We start from the raw sequence: 26,566 nt of genomic DNA, 5'->3' as shown, positions 1-26,566 counted from the left end.
CCTTGCTGTCGTTGTCAGGTAGGGGGTACAGGCGGTCGGGCCGCCGGCGTCAAATGACGGGTCACGCAGCGCCGCATCCTGTCCAGCGCTTCGATCTCGATGTCGCTGCGCGGCACGACGCGGCAGGCCAGTACCACGCCGGCCGCCTGCTCGTCGGCGCTGACGCAGGCGCGGCTCATCTTCGCGGCGTGGTAGTCGCCCCGGACGATCCGGCTCTTGCATACGCCGCACCCGCCGCCGCGGCAGCCGACCGGAATGCCCTTGCGGCCGAGCGCCTCCATGCCGGCCAGCAGTGTCTGCGAGCCGCCGCAGGCATAGCGTTCGCCGGTATCGAGGATATGGACTTCGAAGCGCTGCTCGGCCGGATGCATGGGATTCCTTGCGAGAGGTTTACCACTGGCCGATGTGTATGCCGGGCGGCAGGTTGTCGGTCATGGCCTCGATGCGGTCGAGGTCGACGGCGATGCGGCGCTTGAGCGTCAACTGATGCGCCAGCAGCCGCGCCGACATCGATTGCCGCACCGGCTCGAAGGCGGGGTCCGCGCCCAGGTCGTGGAACTCGTCCGGATCCTCGGCCAGGTGGAAGAGCTGCGGGCGGTAGCCGTTCCAGGCCACCAGCTTCCAGTCGGCGGTGCGCACCATCCAGCCCCGGCAGTCGGCGTCGCGGGGCCGGCCCAGGACATGGCGCGCGCGCCGCGTCGCATAGTCCAGTTCGCTGAAGACGCAGTCGCGCCAGTCGTGCGCGGCTTCACCGCGCACCAGCGGCAGCAGCGAGCGGCCTTCCACCCGATGGGCCTGCGCGGGCAGGCCGAGCGCGTCCAGGATGGTGGGAACGACGTCCACCGCGGCGGCGAAACGGCCATCGCGCGTGCCGCGCGTGGCGTCGGCGGCGGGCGACGGATCGACCACGATCAGCGGTACGCGCTGGACGACGTCGTGGAACAGTTCCTTTTCGCCGAAGCCGTAGTCGCCCAGGAAATCGCCGTGATCGGAGGTGAAGACGATCAGCGTCTGGTCCGTCTGGCCGGTCTGCTCCAGGACTTCCAGCACCCGGCCCAGGTGGTCGTCGATCTGCCGGATCAGGCCCATGTAGGCCGGACGCACGTGGCGCACCACGTCCTCCTGGTCGAAGCTGCGGCATTCGTCATGCGAGCGGTAGGCGGCCAGCACCGGATGCTCGTTGGCTTCGGAGGCGCGATTGCGCCGGATGGGCGCCTGCTCGGCGCGGCGGTACATGTCGTGATAGGGCGCCGGCGCGATGTAGGGCCAGTGGGGCTTGATGTACGACAGGTGCAGCGACCAGGGTTCGTCGCGATGCCGGCGGATGAAATCGATGGCGGCGTTCGAGACGTAGGCGGTTTCCGAGTGCGGCTCGGCCACGTGGGCGGCCAGGTGCGCGTGGCGCATCTGCCAGCCGCTGGCGACCGAGCCGTCCGGATGACGGCCGGAGTTGGCGTGCTGCAGCCACGGGTCGTCGCCCGCGTAGCCGGCCGACTCCAGGTAGCGCCGGTAGTCCTCCTTGCCGGTGGGCAGGTCGCCCTCGTGCCGGCAGACCACCTCGAAGCCGCCTTGCAGCAGGCTGGCGGCGGAACGATCGGCGGCGCCGCCGCGCCAGGCCGCCGTCGCCTCGGCCGACGGCTCGAAGTGGGTCTTGCCCGCCAGGTGGAGCGCGCGGCCGGCCTGCGACAGGTAGTCGCCCACCGTCAGCTCGCTCATCGGCATGGGGATGAAGTTCCAGGTCGCGCCGTGGGAGGACGGATAGCGGCCGGTATAGAAGGACATGCGTGACGGTCCGCATACGCCCGACTGCACGTAGGCCTGGGTGAAGGCCACGCCGCGCGCGGCCAGGGCGTCCATGTTGGGCGTGCGCAGCCAGGGGCTGCCGTAGCAGGACAGGTAGTCCGCCCGCAGTTGGTCGCACATGATGAAAAGGACGTTGCGCATCCTGGTATCCGGAAGAAGTCGGTCGTTCGGCAGTCAGTCGATCTTGATGGCGGTCTGGCGCACCAGGTCCGTCAGCCGGGCCTGTTCGCTGGCAATCAGCGCGCCGAACTGCTCGGCCGTGGTGCTCGGGACCGGCTCGGCGCCCGCGTCGGCCAGCGCCTTGCGCGTCTCGGGATCGGCCAGGATCTGGTTCAGCGCCCGCGTGAATCCGGCGATAGCGTCCTTGGGCGTTTCCTTGCGCATGACGAAGCCGTCCCAGTTGCGCACGTCGAAGCCCTTGAAGCCCTGTTCCTCCATGGTCGGCACGTCGGGCAGGCCGGGCAGCCGGCTGTCGCGCGAAGCGATGGCCAGCGCCTTGACCTTGCCGCCCTGGATCTGCGCCGCCGCCACCGTGCTGGTCAGGAACATGAAGTTCACCCGGCCCGCCACCAGGTCGGCCAGCCCGGCCGTGAATTGGTTGTAGGGCACGTGGGTGGCCGTGACGCCGTAGCGCTGCTTGAAGAGCTCGCCCGCCAGGTGCGCCGGCGTGCCGTAGCCGCCCGAGGGAAAGCTGTAGGCATCGGGCTTGGCGCGCAGCAGCTCGATCAATCCCTTCACGTCGTGCACGGGCAGGGACGGCGTGACGACCAGCACGCTGTAGGTCCAGTCGTACTGCCCGACGGGCGCGTAGTCGCGGGCGAAGTCCTTCTTGAACGAGGACAGCAGCGCGGGGCCGACCACCACGGGCGTGAGCAGCGTCATCGCGGTATAGCCGTCGGCGGGATAGCGGTCGAGGTCGCCCGCGGCCAGGCTGCCCGAGGCGCCGGGCTTGTTGTCGACGTAGAAGGTCTGGCCCAGCTTGACGGTCAGCTTCTGCGCGATGATACGGCTGCTGATGTCGGGCGGCGTGCCGGCGTTGTACGGCACGATGATGCGCACCGGGCGGGCCGGCCAGGTTTCCGCCTGCGCGCCGATGGCGGCCAGGCCAAGCGTGGCGGCCAGCGCCAGTTTCCCGAACGTGAAGGTCATGGATGTCTCCTGTGCTTGAACCGTGGTCTTCTTGGGTTGGCCCGGCAAGTCGTTGGCGGGACTTTCGCAGTCCGCCGCGGGCCCGGCAAGTCGTTGTGCGCATGGGTCATAACCGGAAGACATGGTTGACAAGTCCTCGCCTTCTCCGGAGAATTTGATAATGATTTTCATTATCAATTGATTGGCGAGTGCGTTATCCGCCTCTTGTTCCCTTCTTCCCGTGTCGTCAGAAGTCATTTCCCCGTTCACCGTGGACCTGCTCTATCGCGAGCACCACGGATGGCTGCAGCGCTGGCTGGCCCGCCGGCTCGGCAATCCGGCGCAGGCCGATGACCTGGCCCAGGACACCTTCATCCGGGTGCTGGGCCATGAACAGGACCTGGTGCAGTTGCGTGAGCCACGCGCCTACCTGGCGACCATCGCGCGCCGGCTGGTGATCAACCTGCGCGAACGGCAGACCCTGGAGCAGGCGTATCTGGAGGCCCTGGCCAACATGGGCGGGGCGCTGGCGCTGTCGCCGGAAGAGCGCTGCCTGTTGCTCGAAACCCTGTGCCAGATCGATGCCATGCTGAGCGAGCTGCCCGCCGCGGTGCGCCGTGCCTTCCTGCTGTCGCAGGTCGAGGGCCTGGAGTATGGCGCGATCGCCGGCATGCTGGGCGTCTCGGTCAGGACCGTGCAGCGCTACGTGTTGCGCGGCCTGGAGCAATGCATTCTTGCCGCGCCATGAGGCGCCCGGGCGGCGCGTCGTGAGCGCTGGCGCGCGGCCTGCTTCCATCCAGCTCATCGATCGCCGCGCCGCCCGCGAGGCGGCGCGCTGGCTGCTGCGCCTGCGCGGCGCGGGTGCCGGCGAGGGCGACCATGCCGCCTGCCTGGCCTGGCGCTCGGCACGGCCCGAGAACGAGGCGGCCTGGCAGAAGGCGCAGCGCCTGGGCCAGCAGCTCGACGCGATGCCGTCCGGCCTGGCCATGCCCGTCCTGGACCGGACCAGCCGCCAGCGGCGCGCCGCGCTCAAGAAGCTCGCCCTGCTCCTGGCCGGCGTGCCGGCGGGGTGGCTGGCCTATCGCGAAACGCCCTGGCGCGCCTGGGCCGCCGACTATCGCACGGCGGTCGGCGAACGGCGGCGCGTGGTGCTGGCGGACGGCAGCATCCTCGACCTGAACACCGCGACGGCGGTGGACGCGGTGTTTGGCGCCGAGCGCCGGCTGCGCCTGCGCGGCGGCGAGATCATGATCGCGACGGCGCCGGATCCGCAGGCGCCGCCCAGGCCTTTCGTGGTCGATACCGGCGCCGGGCGGGTACGCGCCATCGGTACGCGCTTCATCGTCAGGCAGGCAGCGCGCGATACGTTCGTGGCCGTATTCGAGGGAGCGGTAATGATCCAGCCCGCCGCGCCGGATGCGTCGGCGCTGAGACTGGAGGCGGGGCAGGAAACCTCGTTCGGCGCGCAGGGCGCCCGGGCGCCCGTGCCGCGGGATCCGCGCCGGGGCGACTGGTCGCGGGGCGTCCTGCGCGCCAGCGGCATGCGGCTGGCCGATTTCTGCGAAGAATTGGGCAGGCACATGCACGGCGTGCTGCGGTGCGAACCGGAGGTCGCCGACCTGCGCATTTCCGGCGTGTTCCAGTTGGCCGACCGCGAGGCCGCGCTGGCCGCCGTGCCCACCATCCTGCCGGTCCGCATCCGAAGGCTGACCCGGTATTGGGTTTCCATCGGGCCGCGCGATTGATGTTGTCCGGTTTTCGTTTCTGGCTGGTCCTACCAGACAAGAGGTGAGCATTTTGTCGCTCACGACCCGCCAGAAAGGACCCCGATGGCCGTTCGCCGCCCCGCCGTACCCGTAGCCCTGACGCCGGCCGTCTATCGCCTCCCGCATCCGGCATGCCTCGCGCCTTCCATGCTGGCATTCGCCGTGGCGTGCTCCGGCCTGCTGTCGGGGCCAGCCTGGGCGCAGTCCGTGACGGCCCCGGGCACGGCCGTCACGGCGGCCGCGCCGCGCGAGTACCGCGTGCCGGCCGGAGCGCTGGACGCGGCGCTGGCGCAGTTCGCCGAAGCCGCCGGGGTCACGGTGCTGTTCGAGCAGGCCAGCGTCGCCAGCCTGAGGTCGACCGGATTGAACGGACGCTACACGGTGCGGGAGGCCATCGAGCTGCTGTTGCAGGGGACGGGGCTCGAAGCGATCGAACGCGGCGCCGGCGTCTACGCGCTGCGGCCCGTGTCCGGCGCGCCGTTGTGGGCGTTGCCGACGATCGAGGTGATCGGCCAGGCGGAGCACGATCCCAAGGACGAGGCCTACCGGACCGCGGGATCGCGCAGCGTGCTGACGCGCGACGACATCGAACGGTTCCGGGGCACCTCGGTGGGCGACATCTTCCAGGGCATGCCCGGGGTGCTGGTCGGCGAGAACCGCAACAGCGGCGGGCTGGACGTCAACATCCGCGGCATGCAGGGCCAGGGCCGGGTGCCGGTACTGGTGGACGGTACGCGCCAGGAAACCACGGTGTATCGCGGCTACGCGGGCGTGGCGTCGCGCAGCTACATCGATCCCGACCTGATCGGCGGCCTGTCCGTCGAGAAGGGGCCGACCATGAACGCCCAGGGTACGGGAGCGACCGGCGGCCTGGTCATCATGCGCACGATCGAGGCCGACGACATCGTGCGCGACGGCAAGGATTTCGGCATCCGGCTGCGCGGTACCGCGATCGGCAACAACAGCGGCTCGGTGCCCGCACCGGGTACGCCGGCGGGCTACAACACCGGTTCGGCGTCCGGCCAGACCAGCGGGGTGTTCCGTACCGATTGCGTGATCGCCAGCCTGTGCGAGGGCCCGTTCGACCTCGCCAATGCCGACGGCCCGAAGGAAAGCATGAACCGTCCGTCCATGCTCAAGCCGCGCGGCTGGGCCGGCAGCCTGGCATTGGCCAAGCGCTTCGAGATGGTGGACGTGGTCGCCGCCTATGCGCGGCGCCAGCAGGGCAATTACTACGCGGGCACGAAAGGGCCGGTGCCCCGCCTGGACCTGTCCGACCGGCTGAACCGGGGGTTCTACACCGAAGTGCGTCCCAGGCTGGAGGGGGCCACGCGCTTTCGCGCGGGCGAGCAGGTGGTCAACACCAACCTCGAGAGCGAATCCTATCTGCTCAAGAGCCGCTTCTATCTGCCCGGCGACCACGAAACGGAGCTGAGCTTCATGCGCTACGACAGCACCTACGGCGAGATGATGCCGTCGCAGCTGCTGTGGCTGGGGCAGGTCCGGCAGACCGAAGGCAGCCGCGTCGATGCCAGAACCTACGCCATCCGCCATCGTTGGAATCCCGAGGGCAATCCGCTGTACGACGTCAAGGTCAATCTCTGGCACACCGATACCAAGAGCCTGAACCGGAACTACTCGGACGACGACCTGAACCTGGGCTTCGGCGCGGGAGCGGAAAAGTACCGGCGCTGGGGGCTGGACCTGAGCAACGCCATGCGCTTGGATCGCCTGGGCGGCATCCGCCTGGAGTACGGGCTGTCGCTGCAACGCGAGACCGTGAACGGCACGGCGCCGGGAAACGAACTGGTCGGCAGCGGCGGCCGCTCCGGCAATCGGCGCGAGGTCAGCGCCTTCGGCAACATGCAATGGCGCGTGCTGCCCACCGTTACCCTGGATGCCGGCCTGCGCTATACGCGTTTCCGGTCGGCCGACGACAAACCGCGCATCGTCGACGCCGAGAGCGCCTACTGCGTCAATCCCGGCGCCGACGGGTACTGCGACCCCGTCATGATGACCAGCAAGGAGAGCGGCGCCGCGCCCCAGCTAAGCCTGCTATGGGAGCCGCGACCGGGCCTGCAGTTCTATGCGCGCCATGCCGAGGCGCTGCGCATGCCCAGCCTGTTCGAGACCACGTCGGGGTTCTCGGTCTCTCCATCGCAGGACATCCACCTCAAGCCCGAGCACGCGACCAGCCGGGAAGTCGGCATCAACCTGCTCAAGGACGGGCTTTGGCGGCCCAGCGACAAGTTCCGCCTGAAGGCCGCCTACTTCCGCAACCATACCAGGGACTATCTGACGCGCACGTTCCCCAACACCTGGGAGGAAGGCTCGGGCAAGCAGTTCTTCAGCCTGCGCAACATCGAGAGCGTGAGCTTCCACGGCTTCGAGCTGTCGGGTTCGTATGACGCCGGCACGTTCTTCATCAGCGGCGGCGCCACCCGGTACACCTTCATCGAGACCTGCCATTTCGGCAGCTACCGGCGCTACACCTGCACCGACTACGGCATCGCCAACAGCTACGTCAACAACATGATTCCGCCGAACTGGCACGCCTCGGCCACCGCCGGGGTGCGCCTGCTGGACCGGCGGCTGACCATGGGCCTACGCGGCACGTTCATGGGCAAGCGCAACCAGGTGCCGGAATTCAACGACGACACCCAGCAGGGCCTGAACGCCGTCGTGCCGTGGCACGGCTACCAGATCTGGGACCTGTTCGCGAGCTACCGCATCAACGACCGGGTCAGCGTCGATTTCAACATCGACAACCTGACCGACCGCTACTACCTCGATGCGCTCAGCCTCGGGCTGGTGCCGGCGCCGGGCCGCACCGCGCGGCTCAGCGTCACCATGCAGTTTTGATTTCACGCTGTTCCTTAAAAAAGGAAAACCTTGTCATGATTCTTTTCCGCAATCTTCTGCTGGGCGTCGGCGCATCGCTGCTGATGGCCTCGTGCGGAGGCGGTGGCGGCGGCGACGATGGCGGCACCGCCACGCCGGCCGACCGGCCCACCGCCGTGGCCCGGGCCGATGCCACCAGCGTTCCCGCAGGCCAGGCCGTCATGCTGGACGGGTCGGCCAGCTCGACGCCCAACGGCGGCAACCTGGCCTATCTGTGGAGCATCGACCAGCGGCCGGACGGCAGTACCGCCATGCTGTCCGACGAGCGGGCCGCGCAGCCCGTCTTCACGCCCGACAGGGCGGGCGCCTACCGGATCAGCCTGGTCGTCGACGACGGCAAGGCACGCAGCGCGCCGGCGCTGCTCGACCTGCGCGCCACCAGCGTCGACCCGGTGGCGGTGGTGACGCCCCAGATCAGCCAGTTGTTGGCCTCCACCGTGCAGCTCGACGGCTCGGCCAGCCTGCCTCCCGAGGGCGGCAGCAGCGCGGGGCTCGCCTATGCATGGACCCTGGCCGAGAAGCCCGAGGGCAGCAAGGCGGCGCTGGACGATTCCAGGATCGCGCAGCCGCGCTTCGTGGCCGACAAGGTCGGCATCTATCGCGCCGTGTTGACGGTGTCCTACGGCAGCCGCGTCAGCGCGTCTGCCACGACGACGGTCACCATAGGCGTGGCCAACTCCCGGCCGGTACCGAACGCCGGCAGCGACATCGCCGGCGCCGTGCGCGGCACGCGCGTCGCGCTGGACGGCAGCGCCAGTACCGACGCCGATGGCGATGCCCTGCAATACCGCTGGCGCTTCGCGTCCCGGCCCTATGGCTCGCGGGCCGTGATCGACGATGTCTCGAGCGTGCGGGCCTCGTTCGTGCCGGATTTCGCCGGCACCTACCGGATCAACCTGAGCCTGTTCGACGGCCAGTCGACCAGCCTGAGCCCGGCCACCCTCACCGTGCAGGTCGCTCCGCCGGCCGGCGCGCCGAACGCCAAGCCGATCGCCGTCATCACGGCGCCGTTCGGCAAGACCTTCGAGGCCGAGCGGGGCACTGCCATCAGCCTGACCGGCGCCTATTCGATCGATGCCGACGACGGCATGATCGCCTACGCCGCGCGCGAGTGGACGCTGCTGTCGGCGCCCGAGGGCTTCGATCGCGCCGCCAACTGGAAAGGCACTTCGTTCGTCGGTACGCACTATGGCAACTACCTGGTGCAATTGCGCGTCCAGGACTCGCACGGCGCATGGAGCGACGCGGTCACCCAGGCCTATACCGTCGTCAATGGCGCCAACCGCCCGCCGCGCGCCATCGCCAAGGTGGCGGGCGCGGGCAACTCGGTGGGCGTGGGCGGCACCGTCACGCTGACCGGCGAGGACAGCACCGATCCGGACGGCAACCGCCTGGCCTACCAGTGGACCCTGCTCGATCGCCCCGACGGCAGCGCGGCGACGCTGGGCAACGCCAATGCGGTCAACGCCAGCTTCGTGGCCGACAAGGCCGGACCCTATCTGTTCAGCCTGCTGGTGACCGACGAACACGGCTTTCCCAGCTCGGACGGCATTTCGGTCAACCCGGTCGAGCTCACGGTGGTGGCGCGGACGCGGAACCAGCCCCCGATCGCGCGCCTGGTAGCCAAGGAGTTCCTGGGCAACGCCAACAGCGCGATCCTGGCGACGGCGAACTACAGCGCGGAGCAGCCGATGGTGCTGGGCGAGTTCATGGCCGCCAACCCGTGGAGCGCGGGCGAGTTCATGCAATGGAATTCATTCCTGCTCGAGCCCAACGGCTATGATCCGGACGGCGATGCGATCACCTACCTGTGGACGCTGCCGCAGTCGCCCGCCGATGCGCGTTTCGCCATGCCGCTGGCGAATTACTTCTGCGCCGCCAACGCCGGCAATTATCCCGGCGCTTCGGTGATCGCGTTCGAGGACTGGATGAATGCGGGGCTGGCCCTGCGGCAATGGTCGTGCAACCGCCTGGGGCTGGCGCCGATGACGGCCGGCAAGTATCAGGTGCAGTTGGCCATCAGCGACGGCATCGACATCGCCGGTCCGTACACCCTGGACCTGTACGCGGCCGCCCGCGCGAACTACCCCAGCCTGCTGCTGGAAGACCTGCGCACGCACCACCAGTGGTCCAACGACGACCAGATGCTGGTCAACAGGCAGGACGCGGACGCCAAGGCCTTCCAGCGGCTCTTCCCGTTCGACGGCTTCGGCCCCACCTTGCCGGGCGCATTGGGGCTGGACAGCTTCCGCGGCGACCTGGTGGTCAAGACCTTCCGGTTGACGGCCTATGGGGGCGACTACGCCATCGCCGACCTGCGGGCGGTCGACGCCGGGGGCACCGAGACGCCGAAGTTCGTGGGCCTGGCCGATAACCAGGTCATCCGCCGCGGCGAAAGCGTGGAGTTCCAGCTGGTGTGGCCCATCACGGCAACGCCGCCTGGAGCCGGCGGGCTGGTCACCGGCCGGGACGGCATGACGTGGTCCTTCCGCGTCGCCGGGAAGGACGGGTGGACGTTCAGCTACAACCCGACGAACAACTACAACAACAATTATTGAAGGGGGGCCGCTTCAGATCGTGGCGAGCTTCGGATATCCGTGGCCTGAAGCGGCGAGACCGGCCCGGGGGCCGCTGCCTATAGTTCGGCATCGGCATCAAGCGAGGCGGCCCCATGAAGCACCAGACCACGATTCCCATGACCCGCCAGGACGGATCGGCGACGTCGGCGTATTGCGCGATGCCGGCCTCCGGCCACGGCCCCGGGCTGGTGCTGTGCCATGAGATCTTCGGCATCAACGAGACGATGCGCAAGCTGGCCGAGCGCTATGCCGAAGAGGGATACGTGGTGCTGGTTCCGGACCTGTTCTCGCAGATCCGGCCGGGAGTCGACCTGGGCTACGGCGAAGAGGACCACGCCCAGGCTTTCGCGCTGCTGGAACGATTCGACGTGGGCGTCGGCCTGGCCGACGTCGCGCTGGCCGCGCGGACACTGCGGGAATCGCCCGCCACGACGGGGCAGGTGGCGGCGGTGGGCTACTGCCTGGGCGGGCGGCTGGCCTATCTGGCCGCCGCCGAGGCGCTGGTCGACTGCGCAGCGGGTTTCTACGGCGTGGGCATCGAGGCGCACCTGGACCGTCCGCCGGCGCGGCCGCTCATGCTGCATTTCGGCGACGCCGACCGCTACTGTCCGCCCGAGACCGTGGCGCGCATCGCCGCGCACCTGGCCGGATCGCCGGATGCCCGGGTGCACCGCTATCCGGACGCCGACCACGCCTTCGCCCGCCAGGGCAGCGCGCTCTATCGCAAGCCCGCGGCCCTGGTCAGCTACGAGCGCACGATCGCCTTCCTGCATGAGCACATCGGGCCCCGCTACGACCTGTCGTCGCTGTGGGATCGCCACACCGAGCTGGAGTTCGACGTGCGCGACGCGGCCGAAACCATGCGCACCATGGTGGCCGAGCCCTACGTCAACCATATCCCCACCCTGACCGGCGGCGTCGGCGCCCGTCAGCTCTACCGCTTCTACAAGCACCATTTCATCCCGTCCACGCCCCGGGACACCCGGCTCATTCCCATCTCGCGCACCGTGGGAGCGACCCAGATCGTGGACGAGCAGCTGTTCTGCTTCACCCACGACGAAGAGATCGAATGGATGCTGCCCGGGATCGCGCCCACCGGCCGCCGTGTGGAGATCCCGCTGGTCGCGGTCGTCAAGTTCCGCGGCGACAAGCTCTGCCACGAACACATCTACTGGGACCAGGCGTCGGTGCTGGTGCAGATCGGCGTGCTGGATCCCGCGGGCCTGCCCGTGGCGGGCCGGGAAACGGCGGCGAAGCTGCTGGATGAAAGCCTGCCGTCGAACGTCCTGATGCGGTCCTGGGCGCGTAGCGAAGGGATGGACTGACAGGGATCCTTGCGTAAGGAGGTTGTGTTGTACACGAACGAACAATTGGCGGACATGGTGAAGCCGGACAAGGTGCACCGCGCGGTCTACGTGGACCCCGGCATATTCGACCTGGAGATGGAGCGCATCTACGGCCGCGTGTGGGTCTACGTCGGGCACGAAAGCCAGATCCCGCAAACCGGCGACTACGTGACGAGCCGCATCGGCAGGCAGGACGTGATCCTGGTCCGGGCGGCGGACGGCAAACCCCATGTGCTGTACAACCGCTGTCCGCACAAGGGGGCGCAGATCGTGCCGCCAGGAGACGGGCACGTGGACCGGCACTTTCGCTGCCCCTACCACGCCTGGACGTTCCGGCTCCACGGCCCGATGCTGTCGGCGCCGCTGCGGGCCGGCTACGAAGGCACGGCCTTCGATCCCGCCGACGAGGCGTTCTGGCTGCGGCGCGTTGCCCGCGTGGCCAGCTATCGGGGCTTCGTCTTCGCCAGCCTGTCCGAGGGCGGCGATGACCTGGTGGATTTCCTGGGCGGCGCCAAGGCGGCGATCGACAACCTGTGTGATCGTTCTCCCGTGGGCGAGGTGGAGGTGGCCGGCGGCGTGTTCCGCGTCTGGCAGAACTCCAACTGGAAGATCTTCTACGAGAATCTGCACGACACCATGCATGCCGCCGTCACGCACGAGTCTTCCGTCGTCGCGGCCCGGGACGAGTACGAGGCTTCGATGGCCGGCCAGGACATGCCGTTCGTGCTGCACATCATGGCGGGCAACGGCGAGCCCTATCAGTTCTGGGAAAAACTCGCGGTGCACGCCTTCGACCATGGGCACGGCTACATGGAAGGGATCTTCGATCCCGGCGGCACGGACCGGGATCCGACCAGCCGCGCCCACCACGAAAGCCTGGCCGCCGCGGTGGGCGAGGCGCGGGCCCGGGAAATACTGGGCATGAACCTGCACAACACCATCATCTACGGCAGCGGGTCGCCCCATACGGTGTTCCAGCAGTTCCGCGTCATCCGGCCCGTCGCGGTCGATCGCACCATGGTCGAGATCATTACCTTCCGGCTCAAGGGGGCGCCCGAGGCCGTGTTCGAACGCGCCGTCACCTACGCCAATACCATCAACTCCCCGTCGTCCAACGTGATGCCCGACGACGTGGAGCTGTACACCCGGGTGCAGAAAGGCAACCGGCTCGACGGCGGGGACTGGGTCAGCATGCACCGCTACTGCGGTACCGACCGGGACATCCCGGGCGGGAAGGTCGCGGTCAACGGCACGAGCGAGCTGCCCATACGCAACCAGTTCGCGGCCTGGAAGGCCTTGATGACCGAGGGCGGGACAGGATGCGGGGAGGCGGCATGAACGGGATCGGCGCGGTGGAAATGGACGAGGCGATCCGGCTCAAGCATCGGGTCGAGCAGTTCCTGTTCCTGGAGGCGCGGCTGCTCGACGCCAATGCCTGGGACGAGTGGCTGCGGCTGTTCACCCCCACGGGCATGTACTGGGTCCCGCGCATGCGCGGCCAGCAGGACGCCCGGACCCAGGTTTCGCTGTTCCACGAGGACGCGCTGCTGCGCAGCGTGCGCGCGCGCCGGCTGGCCAACCACCGGAACTGGTCGCAGCAGCCGCCGACGCATGGGGCGAGGACGATAGGCAACGTATCGGTTACCGACCCGGGCCCCGGGACGATCGTGGTCCGCTCGTCGTTCCAGATGCTTGAATGGCGGGCCGACAACCCGCGCGCGTTCGGCGGCAGCTATACGCATACGCTGCGCGAGGATCCCGCCGCGGCCGGGTCGTTCCGGATCGAGATGAAACGGGTGGACCTGGTCAACTGCGACGCGATCCACGAGAACCTCCAGGTGTTCCTGTGACGTCTCTCGATTTCTCGCGCCCCGTCGTCCTGGCGCTGCACTACCAGAACGAGGTCCTGCACCCGGATGGCAGGTTCGCCTTCGGCGTGGCCGGCGACGGCGCCGCGCAGCCGGCCGTGGTGCGCGGCGCGCGCGGCCTGCTGGCGCTGGGGCGCCGGAGGCGGTGGCCGGTGGTGCACGTGCGCATCGCCTATCGCCCGGATTTTTCCGACGTGACGCAGAACTGCGCCATCTTCAGGACGGTGGTGGCGCAGGCGGTCATGGCCGACGGGAGCTGGGGCGCGGAATTCCTGGAGGAGCTCGCGCCCATGCCGGGCGAACCGGTGGTGACGCACAACCGCATCAATGCATTCTTCCGCTCCGGCCTGGAGCCGATGCTCGATGCGATGCGGCCCTCGCTGCTGCTCGTGGGCGGGGTGGCGACTAACTCGGTGGTGGAGCATACCGTCCGGCACGCGACCGACCTGGGCTGGCAGTCGGCCGTGGTCGAGGACGCTTGCGGCGCGGCCAGCCAGGCGGTGCACGCGGCCGCGCTGCACAACCTGCGGCTGCTGGCCGAGGTGTGCCGGCTGGACGAGATCCAGAAGCTGGCCGAAGCATGAAGGAGGAAGGCGCGATGAACGACCTGCATGGCAAGGTCGCCCTGGTGACGGGCGGCGCAAGAAGCCTGGGGGCTGGTATCGCCGGGGCGTTCCTGCGGGCCGGCGCGTCGGTGGTGGTGGCCGACATCGACGCCCGGGCCGGCGAGGCGCTGGCCACCCGGCTGCGCACGCAGGCCAGGTCCGGCCAGGCGGCCGGCTTCGTCCACACGAACCTGGCCGAGGATGGCGATCTGGTCCGGCTGGTGGAGAGCCTGGATCGCGAGTTCGGCCGGCTCGACTGCCTGGTCAACAACGCCTGCATCTACGACGACGCGGGGCTGGCCTCGACCCGGGAGCAATGGCTGCGTTCGCTGAACGTGAACGTGGTCAGCGGGGCGCTGCTGGTCGGGCACGCGGTGCCCTTGCTGCGCCGGGCCGAGCATCCGGCCGTCGTGAACCTGTCCAGCGTCGCGGGCAAGGTCGGCCAACTGGGCCGGCTGCTGTATCCCGCGTGCAAGGCCGCCATCCTGCAGGTGACCCGCAGCATGGCGGTGAACCTGGCGCCGGAGGGCATACGCGTGAACGCCGTGACGCCCGCATGGACGTGGTCCGAGGCCCTGGTTGCCCAGGTGGCCGGAGACCGCGAGCTGGCCGATCGCGTCGCGTCCACCTTCCACCCGCTGGCGCGGGTGGGGAACATCGAGGACGTGGCCGCGGCCGTGCTGTTCCTGTGCTCCGGCGCGGCGGGCTTCGTGACCGGCGCCGACCTGCCGGTGGACGGCGGCTACGCGGTGCTGGGCCCCGACCAGGGGCGGTCCCCCGCCTATTGGTTCCAGGCCGCGCGCCAGGCGGAGTGAGGGCCGGGGCGGCCCGCTCAGGGTTGCCCGCGCGCCTGCCGGCGCAAGGTCTCGTTGGGGGATTCGCCGTAACGTTCCCGATAGGCCGCGGCGAAGCGACCCAGGTGCGGATAGCCCCAGCGATACGCCACTTCCGACACGCTGTCCGCCCTGCCGCCCTTGAGTTCGTCGCGGATCCTTTGCAGGCGCATGGCGCGCAGCGCGGCCATGGGGCTGACGCCGTGCTGGTCCTGGTAAGCCCGGGAAAGCGTGCGTACGCTGACCCCGGCATGGTTGGCGATGTCCTGCAGGGAGACGGCGTCCTGTACGCAGGATTCCATGAATTCCTGGGCGCGCCGCACGCAGCGCGGCAATACCCGGCGGGCATCCGGCGCCGGCCGGTCGCGCAAGCCCTGGACCTGCGAGTTCAGCAGGTGCCCGACCAGGGCCTGCTGTGCGATCTTCAGCCCCATCGGGCCGCCCGGCGCGGCCAGGTGGGAACAGAAATACTCGATCAGCGTGCGCAGCCCCTGGGCGGGCGCGGTGTCCAGGGGGATCTCGCGGGCGAAGTCGATCGGATCGTCGACCGGCCTGCCGGTCAGATGTTCATACACCTCGTACAGCAGTGCCTTGGGAATCTTGATCAGCAACTGCGTGGTCGCAGTTCCCCACTCCAGCTCCAGGGAAACGTTCGAGGGCATGATCAGGGTGTCGCCCGGCCGCAGGGACCATTGCCCTTCCCGGCACCGGACGCTTACTTCGCCGCGCAGCGCGGACTGGACCAGCAGGAAGTCGCGCGACGGCGCGGTTTCCACCGCCACGGCGCCGCCGTATTCCAGCAGGCACATCTGCAGGCCGGCCGTGACGGCGCCGTACAGGCGCGCGTCCAGGTGGCTGGCGCGCGGGGTCAGCCGGTGTTCGTTCAGCACGCCGGCCACGCCCGAGCGGACCTCGTCCAGGTCCGACGAGGACAGCAGGACGTGGTTCTTGAGCACGTTTTCCGAGTGGGCGAGAAATCCGCCTGCCATGTCTTGCTCCCTTGCGCCGGCGCCGCGCCGATCGCCTTCGAGCCTACTCCATCTTGATGCCGGCGTCGCGTATCAGTTTCGTGAAGCGCTCCTGCTCCCGGGCCATGGCCTGAGCGACCTTGTCCGGGTTGCTGGGCGCCACGATCAGCCCGCGTTCGGCGAAGCGGTCGATGAGCGCGCGGTTGCGCAGGGCCTCGGCTACTTTCTCCTGCATGCGGTCCACCGTGCTCCGGGGCGTGGCGGCATGGACGAACAGGGTGAAGTGGGTGGGGATCAGGAGATCGTCCGGCGCACCCACTTCGCGCAGGGTGGGAACGTCGGGCAGCAGCGGCGATCGCTGCGCGGCGCCGATGGCCAGCGCCCGCAGCCTGCCCGAACGGATGTGCTCGAGCACGGTTTCCTGGCCGGTGATGACACAGCCGAGTTCGCCTCCCAGCAGGCCGGCCACGGCCGGCGCGATGCCCCGGTAGGGGACGTCGACCATGCCGATGCCGTAGTGCCGCTTGATCAGTTCCAGGCTGAGGTGATGCACGCTGCCGATGCCCGCCGTGCCCACCGTCAGCGCGCCGGCCTTGCCACGGGCGAACGCCAGCATCTCGTCCCAGGTCTTGTAGGGCGCGTTCGCGCGGCAGACGAATACCAGGTCGACGCTGGCGACGTCGGTGACGCCGACGAGATCCCTGGGGTTGTAGGGAAGCTTGGCCAGCAGCGCGGGGTTGACCGTCAGGGTCAGGCGATCGTAAAGCAGCAGCGCGGCGCCGTTGGGCGGCGCGTTGGCCACGGCGGCGGTGCCGATCACGCCGTTGGCGCCGGGCTTGTTCTCGACGATGACGGTCGATTGCGTGGCCGCGGCCAGCCGCTCGCCCAGGCTGCGCGCGAGCACGTCGGGGCCGCTGCCGGGGGATGAGGGCACGATGATGCTGACGGGGCCGGTGGGCCATCCCTGGGCGCGGCTGCCGTTGGCGGCCAGCGCGAAGGCGCCGATCGATGTCCAGAGCAGGAGGCGTCCCAGCCGGGGGAAGGTAAGGGGCCAGACCATGGTGAATCTCCGTGTGAGGTTCCTACGGGGTTGTCGGGGCCGCCCGCCATCCGGCGGGGCGGTCTACGCGATGCGGGTGGGCAGGGGGGAACGGCTGGCCAGGGCCATCATTTTCCGGACGAGGGCTTCCATCAAGCCCGCGCGGGTATCCGCGTGGCGCGGGTCGTGCCACAGGTTCACGCGTTCGTGCGGATCGTTCTCGAGGTCGTACAGCTCTCCCCACTCGGCGCCCAGGTAGACGCTCAGCCGCCACCGGCGGGTGATCAGCGTGCGCAGCCGGACCGGGCTGTCGAAGCCGCCGAACACGCGCTGGATCTCGTCCTCGATCAGGACGGCGTCGTGTCCTTGCCAGCCGGGGTCGTCCAGCGCGGGCAGCAGGCTGATGCCCTGGATGTCGTGGTAGGGCGCCGTGTCGGTGCGGTGCAGCAGGGTCTGCGCCAGGTCCAGCGTGCCGTGCAGGGCGGCGCTGCGCCGTCCTCCCGGGACGCGCGGGTCGGCCCAGATGAAGGGCACGCGCACCAGCCCCTGGTAATGCAGCGGGCCCTTGAACAGCAGGCCGTGGTCGCCCATGAAATCGCCGTGGTCGCTGGTGAAGACCACGATGGTGTCGCCGGCCTGCCCGGTGGCTTCCAGCGCTTGCAGGATCTGGCCGATGCAGTCGTCCACCAGCGTGATCATGCCGTAGCTCAGCGCGATGGCTTCCCGCGCCTCGCGCGGTGTGACGGCCACCACGCGCGGCGTGTCCAGGTTCGCCCGGCCGGCGGCGCGCTCGTCGTGCAGCCAGCGCAGATGAGGCGGCGCGTCGGCCGCCGGCGGGGCACAGGTGGGCGGAACGGCGATGTCCCGGGGGTCGTACATATCCCAGTACCGGCCGGGCGGCGTGAAGGGATGGTGCGGGTCCGGGAACGAACATTTCAGGAAGAAGGGCTGCGCCGCGCCGCGCGCCGCGTGCGCTTCCAGATAGGCGGCGCCGCGCTCGGCGATGTAGCGGCTGGGGTAGCACGCTTCGGGCAGGCGCGTGCGCCAGGCCTGGGGAGTGACGTAGCGGTCGTCGGCCTGGGCGTGCCGGCGGCCGCGCAGGCTTTCGGCACCGGGCAGGCGCTGCGCCAGCCAGCGCTGGTAGTCGCCGAAGGCCTCGTCGCCGTGCTCCATGCACAGCTCGACGTGATCGAAGCCGTAGTAGGGCAGCCGGATGCGATGCGCCGGGTCCCGCCAGCGGCTGGCGAGTTCCTGTTCGTAGGCCGCGCCGTCGCGGCGGTCGCCGGTGGCGTCGGGATGGGCCTCGACCACGGTCCGGCCCTCGTGCGGCGCGCGCTGGACCAGCGGCGGGATGTCCTGCATGTTCTGCAGATGGCTCTTGCCGATCAGCGCGGTGCGGTAGCCGCGCGCGCCCAGCAGGGTGGCGAAGGTCGTGTCGTCCAGGCGCAGCGGGATGCCGTTATGCCGGACGCCGTGCAGCGACGGCATGCGGCCGGTCATCAGCGTGCTGCGGTTGGGCATGCAGATCGGCGAGGCGACGTAGAAGCGGTCGAACAGCGTTCCCTTCGCGGCGATGCCGTCGATGTGGGGCGTGCGGACCTGCCGGTTGCCGTAGCACCCGAGGTGGTCGGCCCGGTGCTGGTCCGTCATGATGAGCAGGATGTTGGGCTGTCGCATGGGGCGTCCGCGGTTTCGTCAGCGCAATGTAGAGATGCGCCATGGGGGCGGCAATCCGAATCGGGCCACGCCTGTCCGGCACTGGACATTTTGCGGATAGGGGGTTTGTTTCCGGGTAAACGATAGGTAGGGTCTGGTTGTGGCGGCGGCGGATCGCGATCTATTATTTCGAAAAGATAAAATCTTTTATAAAAAATGGAGTCCGGCATGGCGCGACACGATGCGTATCGGGAAGAGGTGATCGGCAGGGCCAATGTGGGCGACACCCCGGAGCTGGTGGCGTACTACGAGGAACTGGCCAGGCACGAGACCGGCGCGCTCTGGACCGTCGCCAACAAGATCGAGCCCTGGCAGCCCAAGTCGGACTCGGTGCCGGTGGTCTGGCGCTACCGCGACCTGCGCGAGCACGTGCTGCGCTCGGTGGACCTAGTCACGCCGGAGCAGGCCGGCCGCCGGGTCGTCTACCTGAACAACCCCGGCCGGCGCGAGGTGTCGGCGGCGGTCGGCTGGCTGTACTCGGGGCTGCAGGTCATGCATCCCGGCGAGGTCGCCTCGGCCCACTGCCATTCCTCCAGCGCGCTGCGCTTCATCATGGAGGGCAGCGGCGCCTACACCATCGTCGACGGCCACAAGATGACGCTGGGCGCGAACGACTTCGTGCTGACGCCCAACGGCACCTGGCACGAACATGGCGTGAGCGGGGACGGCACGCCCTGCATCTGGCAGGACGGCCTGGACATTCCGCTGGTCAACGCGCTGGAAGCGGGCTTCTACGCGGTGCATCCGGACCTGAACCAGGCCGTGACCCACCCGGTGGACGATTCCACCGCGGCCTGGGGCGGGGTGGCGCTGCGGCCCCATGGCGAGACCTGGAACAAGCCGTATTCGCCGCTGTTCAAGTACGAGTGGGAACCCACCTACGAAGCCCTGCGGCGCTACGCCGCGACCACCGACGGCAGCCCGTACGACGGCGTGCTGATGAACTACACCAACCCCGCCACCGGCGGCCCGGTCATGGCGACCATGGGCGCCAGCATGCAGATGCTGCGCCCCGGCGAAAAGACCAAGGCCCACCGGCATACGGGCAGCTTCCTCTACCAGGTGGCCAAGGGCAAGGGCTATTCCATCATCAACGGCCGCCGCTACGACTGGCAGGAGCGCGACATCTTCTGCGTGCCGTCCTGGGCCTTCCACGAACATGCCAACGCGTCCGACCGCGACGACGCCTGCCTGTTCTGCTTCAACGACCTGCCGGTCATGCATGCGCTCAAGCTTTACCGCGAGGAAGCGCTGGCGGAAAACGATGGCCACCAACCGCTGATCGGCTAGTCCACCCCTGATTCGATGCTTGTCATACACCGCGGGTCCGGCCCGCGGCGGGATTCTTGTCGCCTCGCGCGACCTTACGGAGAACAGAAATGCGTCTTGTGACCTACCGCACCACCACCGCCGAGCAAGCCCGCCTGGGGGCGGTGGTGGGCGACCGCGTGGTGGACCTGGCCCGCCTGGGGGCCGTGGCCGGTGTGCCGCTGCCCGACGACATGCTGGCCTTCATCGACCTCGGTCCGGACGCGGTGCGGTCGGCCACCGAGCTGCTGAAGGCCCACGAAGGCAAGTGGCCGGTGGGCACGGCGATCCCGGCCGGGAACGCGCGCCTGCTGGCGCCCATCCCGCGTCCGCGCAAGAACATCTTCGGCATCGGCCTGAACTACGTCGAGCACGTGGAAGAATCCAGCCGCACGCTGGATACCTCCAAGGACCTGCCCACCAAGCCCGTGATCTTCTCGAAGCCGCCCACCAGCGTGATCGGCCCCGGCGAAGCCATCGAGCACAACGCGAAGATCACCCAGCAGCTGGACTGGGAAGTGGAGCTGGCCGTGGTCATGGGCCGCCGCACGCACCGCGTGGCCGAGGCCGATGCGCTGGACTACGTGTTCGGCTACAGCGTGATGATCGACGTCAGCGCGCGCGACTGCCGCCGCGCCGGCCAGTGGATCTACTCCAAGGGCCAGGACACCTACGGCCCGTTCGGCCCCTGCATCGTCACGGCCGACGAGATCCCCGATCCGCACGTGCTGGACCTGTCCCTGACCGTCAACGGCGTGACCAAGCAAAGCTCCAACACGCGCCACATGCTGTTCAAGGTGCCGCACCTGATCGCCGACATCAGCGCGGCCATGACCATGGAAGCGGGCGACATCATCGCCTCCGGCACGCCCGAGGGCGTGGGAGCCGGCCGCACGCCGCAGGAATGGCTGTGGCCGGGCGACGTGGTCGAGGCCCATGTCGAGAAGATCGGCACGCTGCGCCATCCGGTGGTGGCCGTCTAGAGTCCAAACCCCCGCGTCCGCGCGGGTCCATTCCAGCTGTTGCAGTACATCCATAGGGAACAACAATGGTCAGGAACATGATCCGGGGCGGACTGTGCGCGCTCCTTTTCGCGGGCGCCGGCGCGGCGCAAGCCCAGACGCCGGTCAAGATCGGTTTCATCACTACTCTGTCGACGCCCGCCGGCTACATCGGCGAGGACGAGCGCGACGGCTTCAGCCTGGCGATCAAGCAGGGCGGCGGCAAGCTGGGCGGCGTGCCGGTCGAGCTGGTGGTCGAGGACGATGCCCTGAAGCCCGCGAACGCCAAGCAGGCCGTGGACCGCATGCTGCAATCGGGCATCAAGCTGTATACCGGCGTGAACTTCTCGAACGTGCTGGCGGCGGTGGCGCCTAGCGTGCTGCGCGATGGCGCCTACTACGTGAGCCTGAACGCGGGGCCCTCGACGTTCGCCGGCGAGAAGTGCGACAAGAACTACTTCGTCGCTTCTTTCCAGAACGATGCCTACCACTCGGCCGGCGGCGCGGCCGCCAACGAACTGGGCTACAAGCGCGTGGTGCTGCTGGCGCCGAACTACCAGGCCGGCCGCGATGCGTTGGCCGGTTTCAAGCGCACGTACAAGGGCGAGGTGCTGGCCGAGATCTACACCAAGCTCGACCAGTCGGACTTTTCGGTGGAAATGGCGCGCGTGCGTTCGCTGGCGCCCGATGCGATCTACCAGTTCCATCCGGGCGGCGCGGGCATCAACTTCGCCAAGCAGTATGCGAACGCGGGGTTGACCAAGACCGTTCCCATGCTGATGCCGTCCTTCTCGATGGATGGGCGGATGCTGGCCGCTTCGGGGGCGTCGGCCGAGGGCCTCTACACGGTCGGCATGTGGACCACGGAAATGGACAACCCGCAAAGCAGCGCCTTCGTGAAGGCCTTCACCGAGGCCTACGGCCGCAAGCCGACCGACTACGGCATGCAGGCCTATGACACCGCGCTCTTGATCGCCTCGGCCCTGAAGGCCGTGAACGGCGACCTGTCCAAGGGCGATGCCTTCCGTGCCGCGCTGGCCAAGGCCGACTTCCAGACGCTGCGGGGCAAGTTCCGCTTCGACACCAACCGGCATCCCATCCAGGACTATTACCTGATGCGGATCGAGCGCAGCGGCAACGGGTTCGCGCCCAAGATCGTGCGCAAGGTGGTCAGCGACGGGCGCGACGCCTACGTGGGCCAGTGCAAAGGCTGACATGGCGCTGCTATTCGAACAGCTGCTGAACGGCCTGCAATTCGGCGCCATGCTCTTCATGCTGGCGTCGGGCCTGACCCTGATCTTCGGCATCATGGGGGTCATCAACCTGACCCACGGGTCGTTCTACATGGTCGGCGCCTATTGCGGTGCGTTCGCGCTGGCCCATACCAACTCCTTCGCCGCCGGCGCGGTGGCGGGCCTGGCCGGCGCCGCGCTGTACGGATTGCTGGTGGAGTTCACGGTGATCCGGCGCCTGTACAAGCGCGACCACCTGTACCAGGTGCTGGCCACCTTCGGGCTGATCCTGTTCACCAACGAGGCGGTCAGCATGATCTTCGGGCGCCAGCCGCCCATGGTCGAGATCCCGGATTTCCTGCAGGGCACGGTGCCGCTCGCGCCGGGCTTCCAGTATCCGCTGATGCGCCTGGCCTTCATCGTGGTGGGCGCGCTGGTGGCGCTGGGGCTGTGGTTCCTGATCAACCGGACGCGCGTGGGCATGCTGGTGCGCGCCGGTGCCGACGACCGCGAGATGGTGGACGCGCTGGGCATCGACATCCAGAAGCTCTACAGCGTGGTGTTCGGCCTGGGCGCGCTGCTGTGCGGCCTGGCCGGAGTGATGGCGGCGCCGCTGCTGGCGGTGGAGATCGGCATGGGCGAGCGCGTGCTGATCACGACCTTCGTGGTCATCGTGATCGGCGGCGTGGGCTCGGTGCGCGGGGCGATGGCCGGCGCGCTGCTGGTCGGCATGGTCGACAGCCTGGGCCGCGCCTATTTCCCGCAGCTGCTGGGGGCGATGCTGTCGCCCGAGGTGGCCGACATGCTGGCGGCCGGGCTGGTATCGGCCAGCGTCTACGTACTGATGGCATTGGTGCTGATCTTCCGACCGAAGGGACTCCTGGGATGAACCGGATGAGTGGAATCGCGGTACCCGGGCGCGGCGCGGCGGGCTTGTTCACGCAATGGAACCGCCGGGCCGTGTTCGGCTGGGTGGGCCTGTTGCTGCTGGCCCTCGTGCCGGTGGCTTCGCACGCCACCGACACGCCCTACCTGATCAACGCGATGACGCGTTTCGTCATCTACGGGCTGGCGGCGGTCAGCCTGGACCTGGTGCTGGGCTACGGCGCACTGATCAGCTTCGGCCACGCCATGTTCTTCGGGCTGGGCGGCTACGTGGTGGCCATCGTCACCTTCCATGCGGTCGAGGCCGGGCCGCTGTTCGGCTGGGCCGGCAGCACGCAGGCGCTGGTGGTGTGGCCCATCGCGCTGGCATGCTGCGCGCTGCTGGGCTGGGGTGTGGGCTACCTGGCGCTGCGGACCAGCGGGGTACAGTTCATCATGATCACGCTGGCCTTCGGCCAGATGGTGTACTTCATCCTGGTGTCGCTGCAAGTGTACGGCGGCGACGATGGCCTGATGATGTCGCAGCGCAGCCAACTGCCGGGCATCGACCTGGCGGACCCGGTCAGCTTCTATTACGTCAGCCTGGCCGTGCTGGCGCTGTGGACTCTCTTCTGCGTGAAGCTGGTCAACTCGCGCTACGGCATGGTGCTGCAGGCGCTGCGCCAGAGCGAGCGGCGCGCGATCAACCTGGGCGTGGCGCCCATGCCGTACCGGCTCAGCGCCTTCGTGATCTCGGCCGTGGGCACCGGCATGGCCGGCATCCTGTGGGCCAACTACGCGGAGCTGGTCACGCCCGACATGGCGGCGTGGACCAAGTCGGGCGAACTGATGGCCATCGTCATCCTGGGTGGCGTGGGCACCCTGCTGGGGCCGATCGCCGGCGCCGCCGTGTTCCTGGGCCTGGAGCAGGCCTTGTCGGCCTGGACCGAGCACTGGATGTTCATCATGGGTCCCATCCTGGTGCTGGTGGTGCTGGCCGGCAAGCATGGGCTCTTCGGCCACTGGCTGGGGAAGCGCCATGGATAGCGCGGTCATGGAAGAAGTGCTGCTGGACGTGCGGGGCCTGCGCAAGTCCTTCGGGGCGGTGGCGGCCACGCAGGACGTGGACCTGACCGTGCGGGCGGGCGAGATCCATGCGCTGATCGGTCCCAACGGCGCGGGCAAGTCCACGCTGATCACGCAGATCTGCGGCGAGATCCGGCCCGATGCGGGCCAGATCCACCTTGCCGGGCGCGACGTGACGGCGATGCCGGCCTACGAGCGGGCGCGGCGCGGCCTGGGGCGGTCGTTCCAGATCACCCAGCTGTGCCTGGAGTACACCGCCATCGAGAACGTCATGCTGTCGCTGACGGTGGGCCCGCGCACGATCTTCTCGATCTGGTCCGATCCCCGGCGCGACGCGAAGCTGGCCGGGCGCGCGCAATCGTGGCTGGAGCGCGTGGGGCTGGCCGACCGTGCCGACGTGCCGGCGGCCGACATGGCCCATGGCGAGCGGCGCCAGCTGGAACTGGCGGTGGCGCTGGCGCGCGAGCCGCGCCTGCTGCTGCTGGACGAGCCCATGGCCGGCATGGGGCCGGAGGAATCGGCGCGGATGACGCGGCTCCTGGCCGGCATGCGCGAACGCTACGGCATCCTGTTGGTGGAGCACGACATGGACGCGGTGTTCGCGCTGGCCGACCGCATCAGCGTGCTGGTCTACGGCAAGCTCATATTCACCGGCAGCTGCGACGAGGTGCGCCAGCATCCCGAGGTGCGCAGCGCCTATCTGGGAGACACGGCATGCTGAGCGTGGACGGCATCCGGGCGGGATACGGATCGAGCGAGGTGCTGTTCGGCCTGTCGTTCGAGGCCGGGCAGGGCGAGGTCGTGTCGCTGATCGGCCGCAACGGCATGGGCAAGACCACCACCGTGCGCACGCTGATGGGCATGCTGCCCGCGCGCGCCGGCCGCGTCGCCATCCAGGGCCGGGACCTCGCCAACCAGGCGCCGCATACGGTGGCGCGGCTGGGCGTGGGCCTGGTGCCCGAGGGGCGGCGGGTGTTCGGCTCGCTCACGGTGGAGGAAAACCTGGTCGCCACGCGCCGCGCCAGCCGCGGCGCCACGGCGTGGGACCTGCCCCGCATCTATCAGCTCTTTCCACGGCTGGGCGAGCGGCGCCGCCAGTCGTCGCGCACGCTGTCGGGCGGCGAACAGCAGATGCTGGCCATCGGCCGCGCGCTGATGACCAATCCGCTATTGCTGGTGCTGGACGAGGCCACCGAGGGCCTGGCGCCCATCATCCGCCAGGAGATCTGGCGCTGCCTGGACGTGCTCAAGCGCGAAGGGTTGACCATCGTGGTGATAGACAAGAACCTGGCCGAGATGCGCGCGCTGGTCGACCGCCACCATATCGTCGAGAAAGGGCGGGTGGTGTGGGCTGGCACGCCGGACGAGCTGGCGGGCCAGCCGGAACTGGCCCAGCGCTATCTGGGACTCTGATCAAGGACGCGAGGAACATCATGCTGAATCTCCCCCGTTTCAAGGCCGCGGCCGTGCAGGCCGCCCCGGTTTTCCTGGACACCGACGCCACCGTGGACAAGGTGTGCGCGCTGATCGAGGAAGCCGCCGGCAACGGCGCCTCGCTGGTGGCCTTCCCCGAGGTGTTCGTGGCCGGCTACCCGTACTGGAACTGGATCATGACGCCCATCGAGGGCAGCCCCTGGTTCGAGAAGCTGTGCCGCAGCGCCATCGAGATCCCCGGTCCCGAGATCCGGCGCATCGCCGCCGCCGCCCAGGCCTGCAAGGTGCACGTGGTGGTGGGCGTGAACGAGCGGGCCGCGCACGGCCTGGGCACGATCTACAACACCCTGGTCACCATCGGCCCCGACGGCAAGCTGCTGGGCCGCCACCGCAAGCTGGTGCCGACCTGGGCCGAGAAGCTGACCTGGGCCAACGGCGACGGTTCCTCGCTGCGCGTGCACGACACCGCTATCGGCCGGCTGGGCGCGCTGGCCTGCGGCGAGAACACCAACACGCTGGCGCGCTTCGCGCTGCTGGCGCAGGGCGAGCTGGTGCACGTGGCCAGCTACATCTCGCTGCCGGTGGCGCCGGCCGACTACGACATGGCCGAGGCCATACGGGTGCGCGCCGCCGCCCACAGCTTCGAGGGCAAGGTCTACACGGTGGTGTCGTGCTCGACCATCTCGGAAGAGATCGTCGAGGCCATGGCGGCCTCCCATCCGCACACTCGCGACCTGCTGCGCCGCTCGAACAGCGCGTTCTCCGGCATCCTGGGGCCGGACGGCCGGGTCATCGGCGAACCGCTGATCGACCGCGAGGGCATTGTCTACGCCGACGTGGACCTGTCGCGCTGCATCCAGCCGCGCCAGATGCACGACATCATCGGCCACTACAACCGCTTCGACGTGTTCGACCTGCGCGTGAACCGGCGCACCCAGCAACCCGCGCAGTTCCTGGACGATCCCGATCCGCTGCCGGGCGAGTCCCTGGACGCCGCGCAGCCGTCCGCGAGCGTGCCCGGCGGCGGCGAATTATCATCTGGGAAGTTCTGAATCCACCACCCGCCGTACGGCGGCGGGCCTTGCCCAG

Annotated in this window: 23 protein-coding genes; 17 read left to right on the top strand and 6 right to left on the bottom strand. The window is 68.9% G+C overall.

The genetic code is table 11. The features are described from left to right. Positions 1 to 14: 14 nt before the first annotated feature. From WKR98_RS03515 to WKR98_RS03505, 3 genes are read right to left on the bottom strand one after another with little or no spacing between them, the layout of a single operon-like run. Positions 15 to 371, bottom strand: coding sequence for a 2Fe-2S iron-sulfur cluster-binding protein (locus WKR98_RS03515; RefSeq protein WP_124691895.1), 357 nt, complete (start codon positions 369 to 371; stop codon positions 15 to 17). Positions 372 to 390: 19 nt separating this feature from the next. Then, positions 391 to 1,944, bottom strand: a complete 1,554-nt coding sequence (locus tag WKR98_RS03510; RefSeq protein WP_341432077.1) for a sulfatase-like hydrolase/transferase — start codon at positions 1,942 to 1,944, stop codon at positions 391 to 393. A gap of 33 nt (positions 1,945 to 1,977) precedes the next feature. Next, on the bottom strand, positions 1,978 to 2,952 hold the full coding sequence (locus WKR98_RS03505; RefSeq protein WP_341432076.1) for a Bug family tripartite tricarboxylate transporter substrate binding protein: 975 nt from the start codon (positions 2,950 to 2,952) through the stop codon (positions 1,978 to 1,980). Between the two features lie 220 nt (positions 2,953 to 3,172). Between WKR98_RS03505 and WKR98_RS03500 the strand changes: the two genes are divergently transcribed. From WKR98_RS03500 to WKR98_RS03460, 9 genes are all read left to right on the top strand, one after another. After that, a complete protein-coding gene (locus tag WKR98_RS03500) occupies positions 3,173 to 3,679 on the top strand; it encodes a sigma-70 family RNA polymerase sigma factor (protein ID WP_341432075.1) in 507 nt (168 codons plus the stop codon). A gap of 19 nt (positions 3,680 to 3,698) precedes the next feature. Then, entirely contained in the window at positions 3,699 to 4,676 is a 978-nt protein-coding gene (locus WKR98_RS03495) for a FecR domain-containing protein (protein ID WP_341432074.1), read from the top strand. A gap of 168 nt (positions 4,677 to 4,844) precedes the next feature. Continuing rightward, on the top strand, positions 4,845 to 7,559 hold the full coding sequence (locus WKR98_RS03490; protein ID WP_341432073.1) for a TonB-dependent receptor: 2,715 nt from the start codon (positions 4,845 to 4,847) through the stop codon (positions 7,557 to 7,559). A 35-nt stretch (positions 7,560 to 7,594) separates the two neighbouring features. Continuing rightward, positions 7,595 to 10,156 (top strand): PKD domain-containing protein, encoded by a 2,562-nt coding sequence (locus WKR98_RS03485; RefSeq protein ID WP_341432072.1) that lies wholly within the window; start codon positions 7,595 to 7,597, stop codon positions 10,154 to 10,156. Positions 10,157 to 10,269: 113 nt separating this feature from the next. Further along, positions 10,270 to 11,502, top strand: a complete 1,233-nt coding sequence (locus WKR98_RS03480; protein ID WP_341432071.1) for a dienelactone hydrolase family protein — start codon at positions 10,270 to 10,272, stop codon at positions 11,500 to 11,502. 24 nt (positions 11,503 to 11,526) lie between these two features. Next, positions 11,527 to 12,861 carry an aromatic ring-hydroxylating dioxygenase subunit alpha gene (locus tag WKR98_RS03475; RefSeq protein ID WP_124691888.1) on the top strand — a complete coding sequence of 445 codons (1,335 nt, stop codon included), beginning with the start codon at positions 11,527 to 11,529 and terminating at the stop codon, positions 12,859 to 12,861. Further along, positions 12,858 to 13,373 carry an aromatic-ring-hydroxylating dioxygenase subunit beta gene (locus WKR98_RS03470; protein ID WP_238160223.1) on the top strand — a complete coding sequence of 172 codons (516 nt, stop codon included), beginning with the start codon at positions 12,858 to 12,860 and terminating at the stop codon, positions 13,371 to 13,373. Before WKR98_RS03475 ends, WKR98_RS03470 begins: the two co-directional genes overlap by 4 nt. Next, entirely contained in the window at positions 13,370 to 13,975 is a 606-nt protein-coding gene (locus tag WKR98_RS03465) for a cysteine hydrolase family protein (RefSeq protein ID WP_124691887.1), read from the top strand. Before WKR98_RS03470 ends, WKR98_RS03465 begins: the two co-directional genes overlap by 4 nt. A 14-nt stretch (positions 13,976 to 13,989) precedes the next feature. Then, the gene (locus WKR98_RS03460; protein ID WP_124691886.1) at positions 13,990 to 14,811 is read left to right on the top strand and encodes an SDR family oxidoreductase; all 822 of its coding nucleotides are present in this window, start codon (positions 13,990 to 13,992) and stop codon (positions 14,809 to 14,811) included. 17 nt (positions 14,812 to 14,828) lie between these two features. Here WKR98_RS03460 and WKR98_RS03455 read toward each other — a convergent pair whose 3' ends face one another. The 3 genes from WKR98_RS03455 to WKR98_RS03445 all read right to left on the bottom strand — a co-directional run bounded on the left by WKR98_RS03455 (position 14,829) and on the right by WKR98_RS03445 (position 18,513). Beyond that, on the bottom strand, positions 14,829 to 15,818 hold the full coding sequence (locus WKR98_RS03455; protein WP_124691885.1) for an AraC family transcriptional regulator: 990 nt from the start codon (positions 15,816 to 15,818) through the stop codon (positions 14,829 to 14,831). Between the two features lie 43 nt (positions 15,819 to 15,861). Beyond that, complete coding sequence (locus tag WKR98_RS03450) at positions 15,862 to 16,857, bottom strand: Bug family tripartite tricarboxylate transporter substrate binding protein (RefSeq protein ID WP_124691884.1); 996 nt, start codon at positions 16,855 to 16,857, stop codon at positions 15,862 to 15,864. Positions 16,858 to 16,920: 63 nt separating this feature from the next. After that, positions 16,921 to 18,513: a sulfatase family protein gene (locus tag WKR98_RS03445; protein WP_124691883.1), complete on the bottom strand. Its 1,593-nt coding sequence runs from the start codon at positions 18,511 to 18,513 to the stop codon at positions 16,921 to 16,923. 207 nt (positions 18,514 to 18,720) lie between these two features. Here WKR98_RS03445 and WKR98_RS03440 point away from each other — a divergent pair, with 207 nt between their 5' ends. The 8 genes from WKR98_RS03440 to WKR98_RS03405 all read left to right on the top strand — a co-directional run bounded on the left by WKR98_RS03440 (position 18,721) and on the right by WKR98_RS03405 (position 26,529). Then, positions 18,721 to 19,842 (top strand): cupin domain-containing protein, encoded by a 1,122-nt coding sequence (locus tag WKR98_RS03440; protein ID WP_370282661.1) that lies wholly within the window; start codon positions 18,721 to 18,723, stop codon positions 19,840 to 19,842. Positions 19,843 to 19,931: 89 nt separating this feature from the next. Continuing rightward, positions 19,932 to 20,843, top strand: a complete 912-nt coding sequence (locus WKR98_RS03435; protein WP_124691881.1) for a fumarylacetoacetate hydrolase family protein — start codon at positions 19,932 to 19,934, stop codon at positions 20,841 to 20,843. Positions 20,844 to 20,908: 65 nt separating this feature from the next. Then, entirely contained in the window at positions 20,909 to 22,075 is a 1,167-nt protein-coding gene (locus tag WKR98_RS03430) for an ABC transporter substrate-binding protein (RefSeq protein ID WP_341432070.1), read from the top strand. Position 22,076: 1 nt separating this feature from the next. Then, entirely contained in the window at positions 22,077 to 22,982 is a 906-nt protein-coding gene (locus WKR98_RS03425) for a branched-chain amino acid ABC transporter permease (RefSeq protein ID WP_124691879.1), read from the top strand. Between the two features lie 5 nt (positions 22,983 to 22,987). Next, the gene (locus WKR98_RS03420; protein WP_341432069.1) at positions 22,988 to 24,004 is read left to right on the top strand and encodes a branched-chain amino acid ABC transporter permease; all 1,017 of its coding nucleotides are present in this window, start codon (positions 22,988 to 22,990) and stop codon (positions 24,002 to 24,004) included. Further along, complete coding sequence (locus WKR98_RS03415; RefSeq protein WP_341432068.1) at positions 23,997 to 24,764, top strand: ABC transporter ATP-binding protein; 768 nt, start codon at positions 23,997 to 23,999, stop codon at positions 24,762 to 24,764. The genes WKR98_RS03420 and WKR98_RS03415 overlap by 8 nt, the downstream gene beginning before the upstream one ends. Beyond that, positions 24,758 to 25,456 (top strand): ABC transporter ATP-binding protein, encoded by a 699-nt coding sequence (locus tag WKR98_RS03410; protein WP_341432067.1) that lies wholly within the window; start codon positions 24,758 to 24,760, stop codon positions 25,454 to 25,456. The genes WKR98_RS03415 and WKR98_RS03410 overlap by 7 nt, the downstream gene beginning before the upstream one ends. Positions 25,457 to 25,476: 20 nt before the next feature. Then, the gene (locus WKR98_RS03405; RefSeq protein ID WP_124691876.1) at positions 25,477 to 26,529 is read left to right on the top strand and encodes a carbon-nitrogen hydrolase family protein; all 1,053 of its coding nucleotides are present in this window, start codon (positions 25,477 to 25,479) and stop codon (positions 26,527 to 26,529) included. Positions 26,530 to 26,566: the final 37 nt, after the last annotated feature.

The organism is Pigmentiphaga sp. YJ18 (assembly GCF_038066655.1).
Lineage (GTDB): Bacteria > Pseudomonadota > Gammaproteobacteria > Burkholderiales > Burkholderiaceae_B > Pigmentiphaga.
Note: the sequence above shows the minus strand (reverse complement) of the source record. Positions and strands in the feature narration are given on the sequence as shown.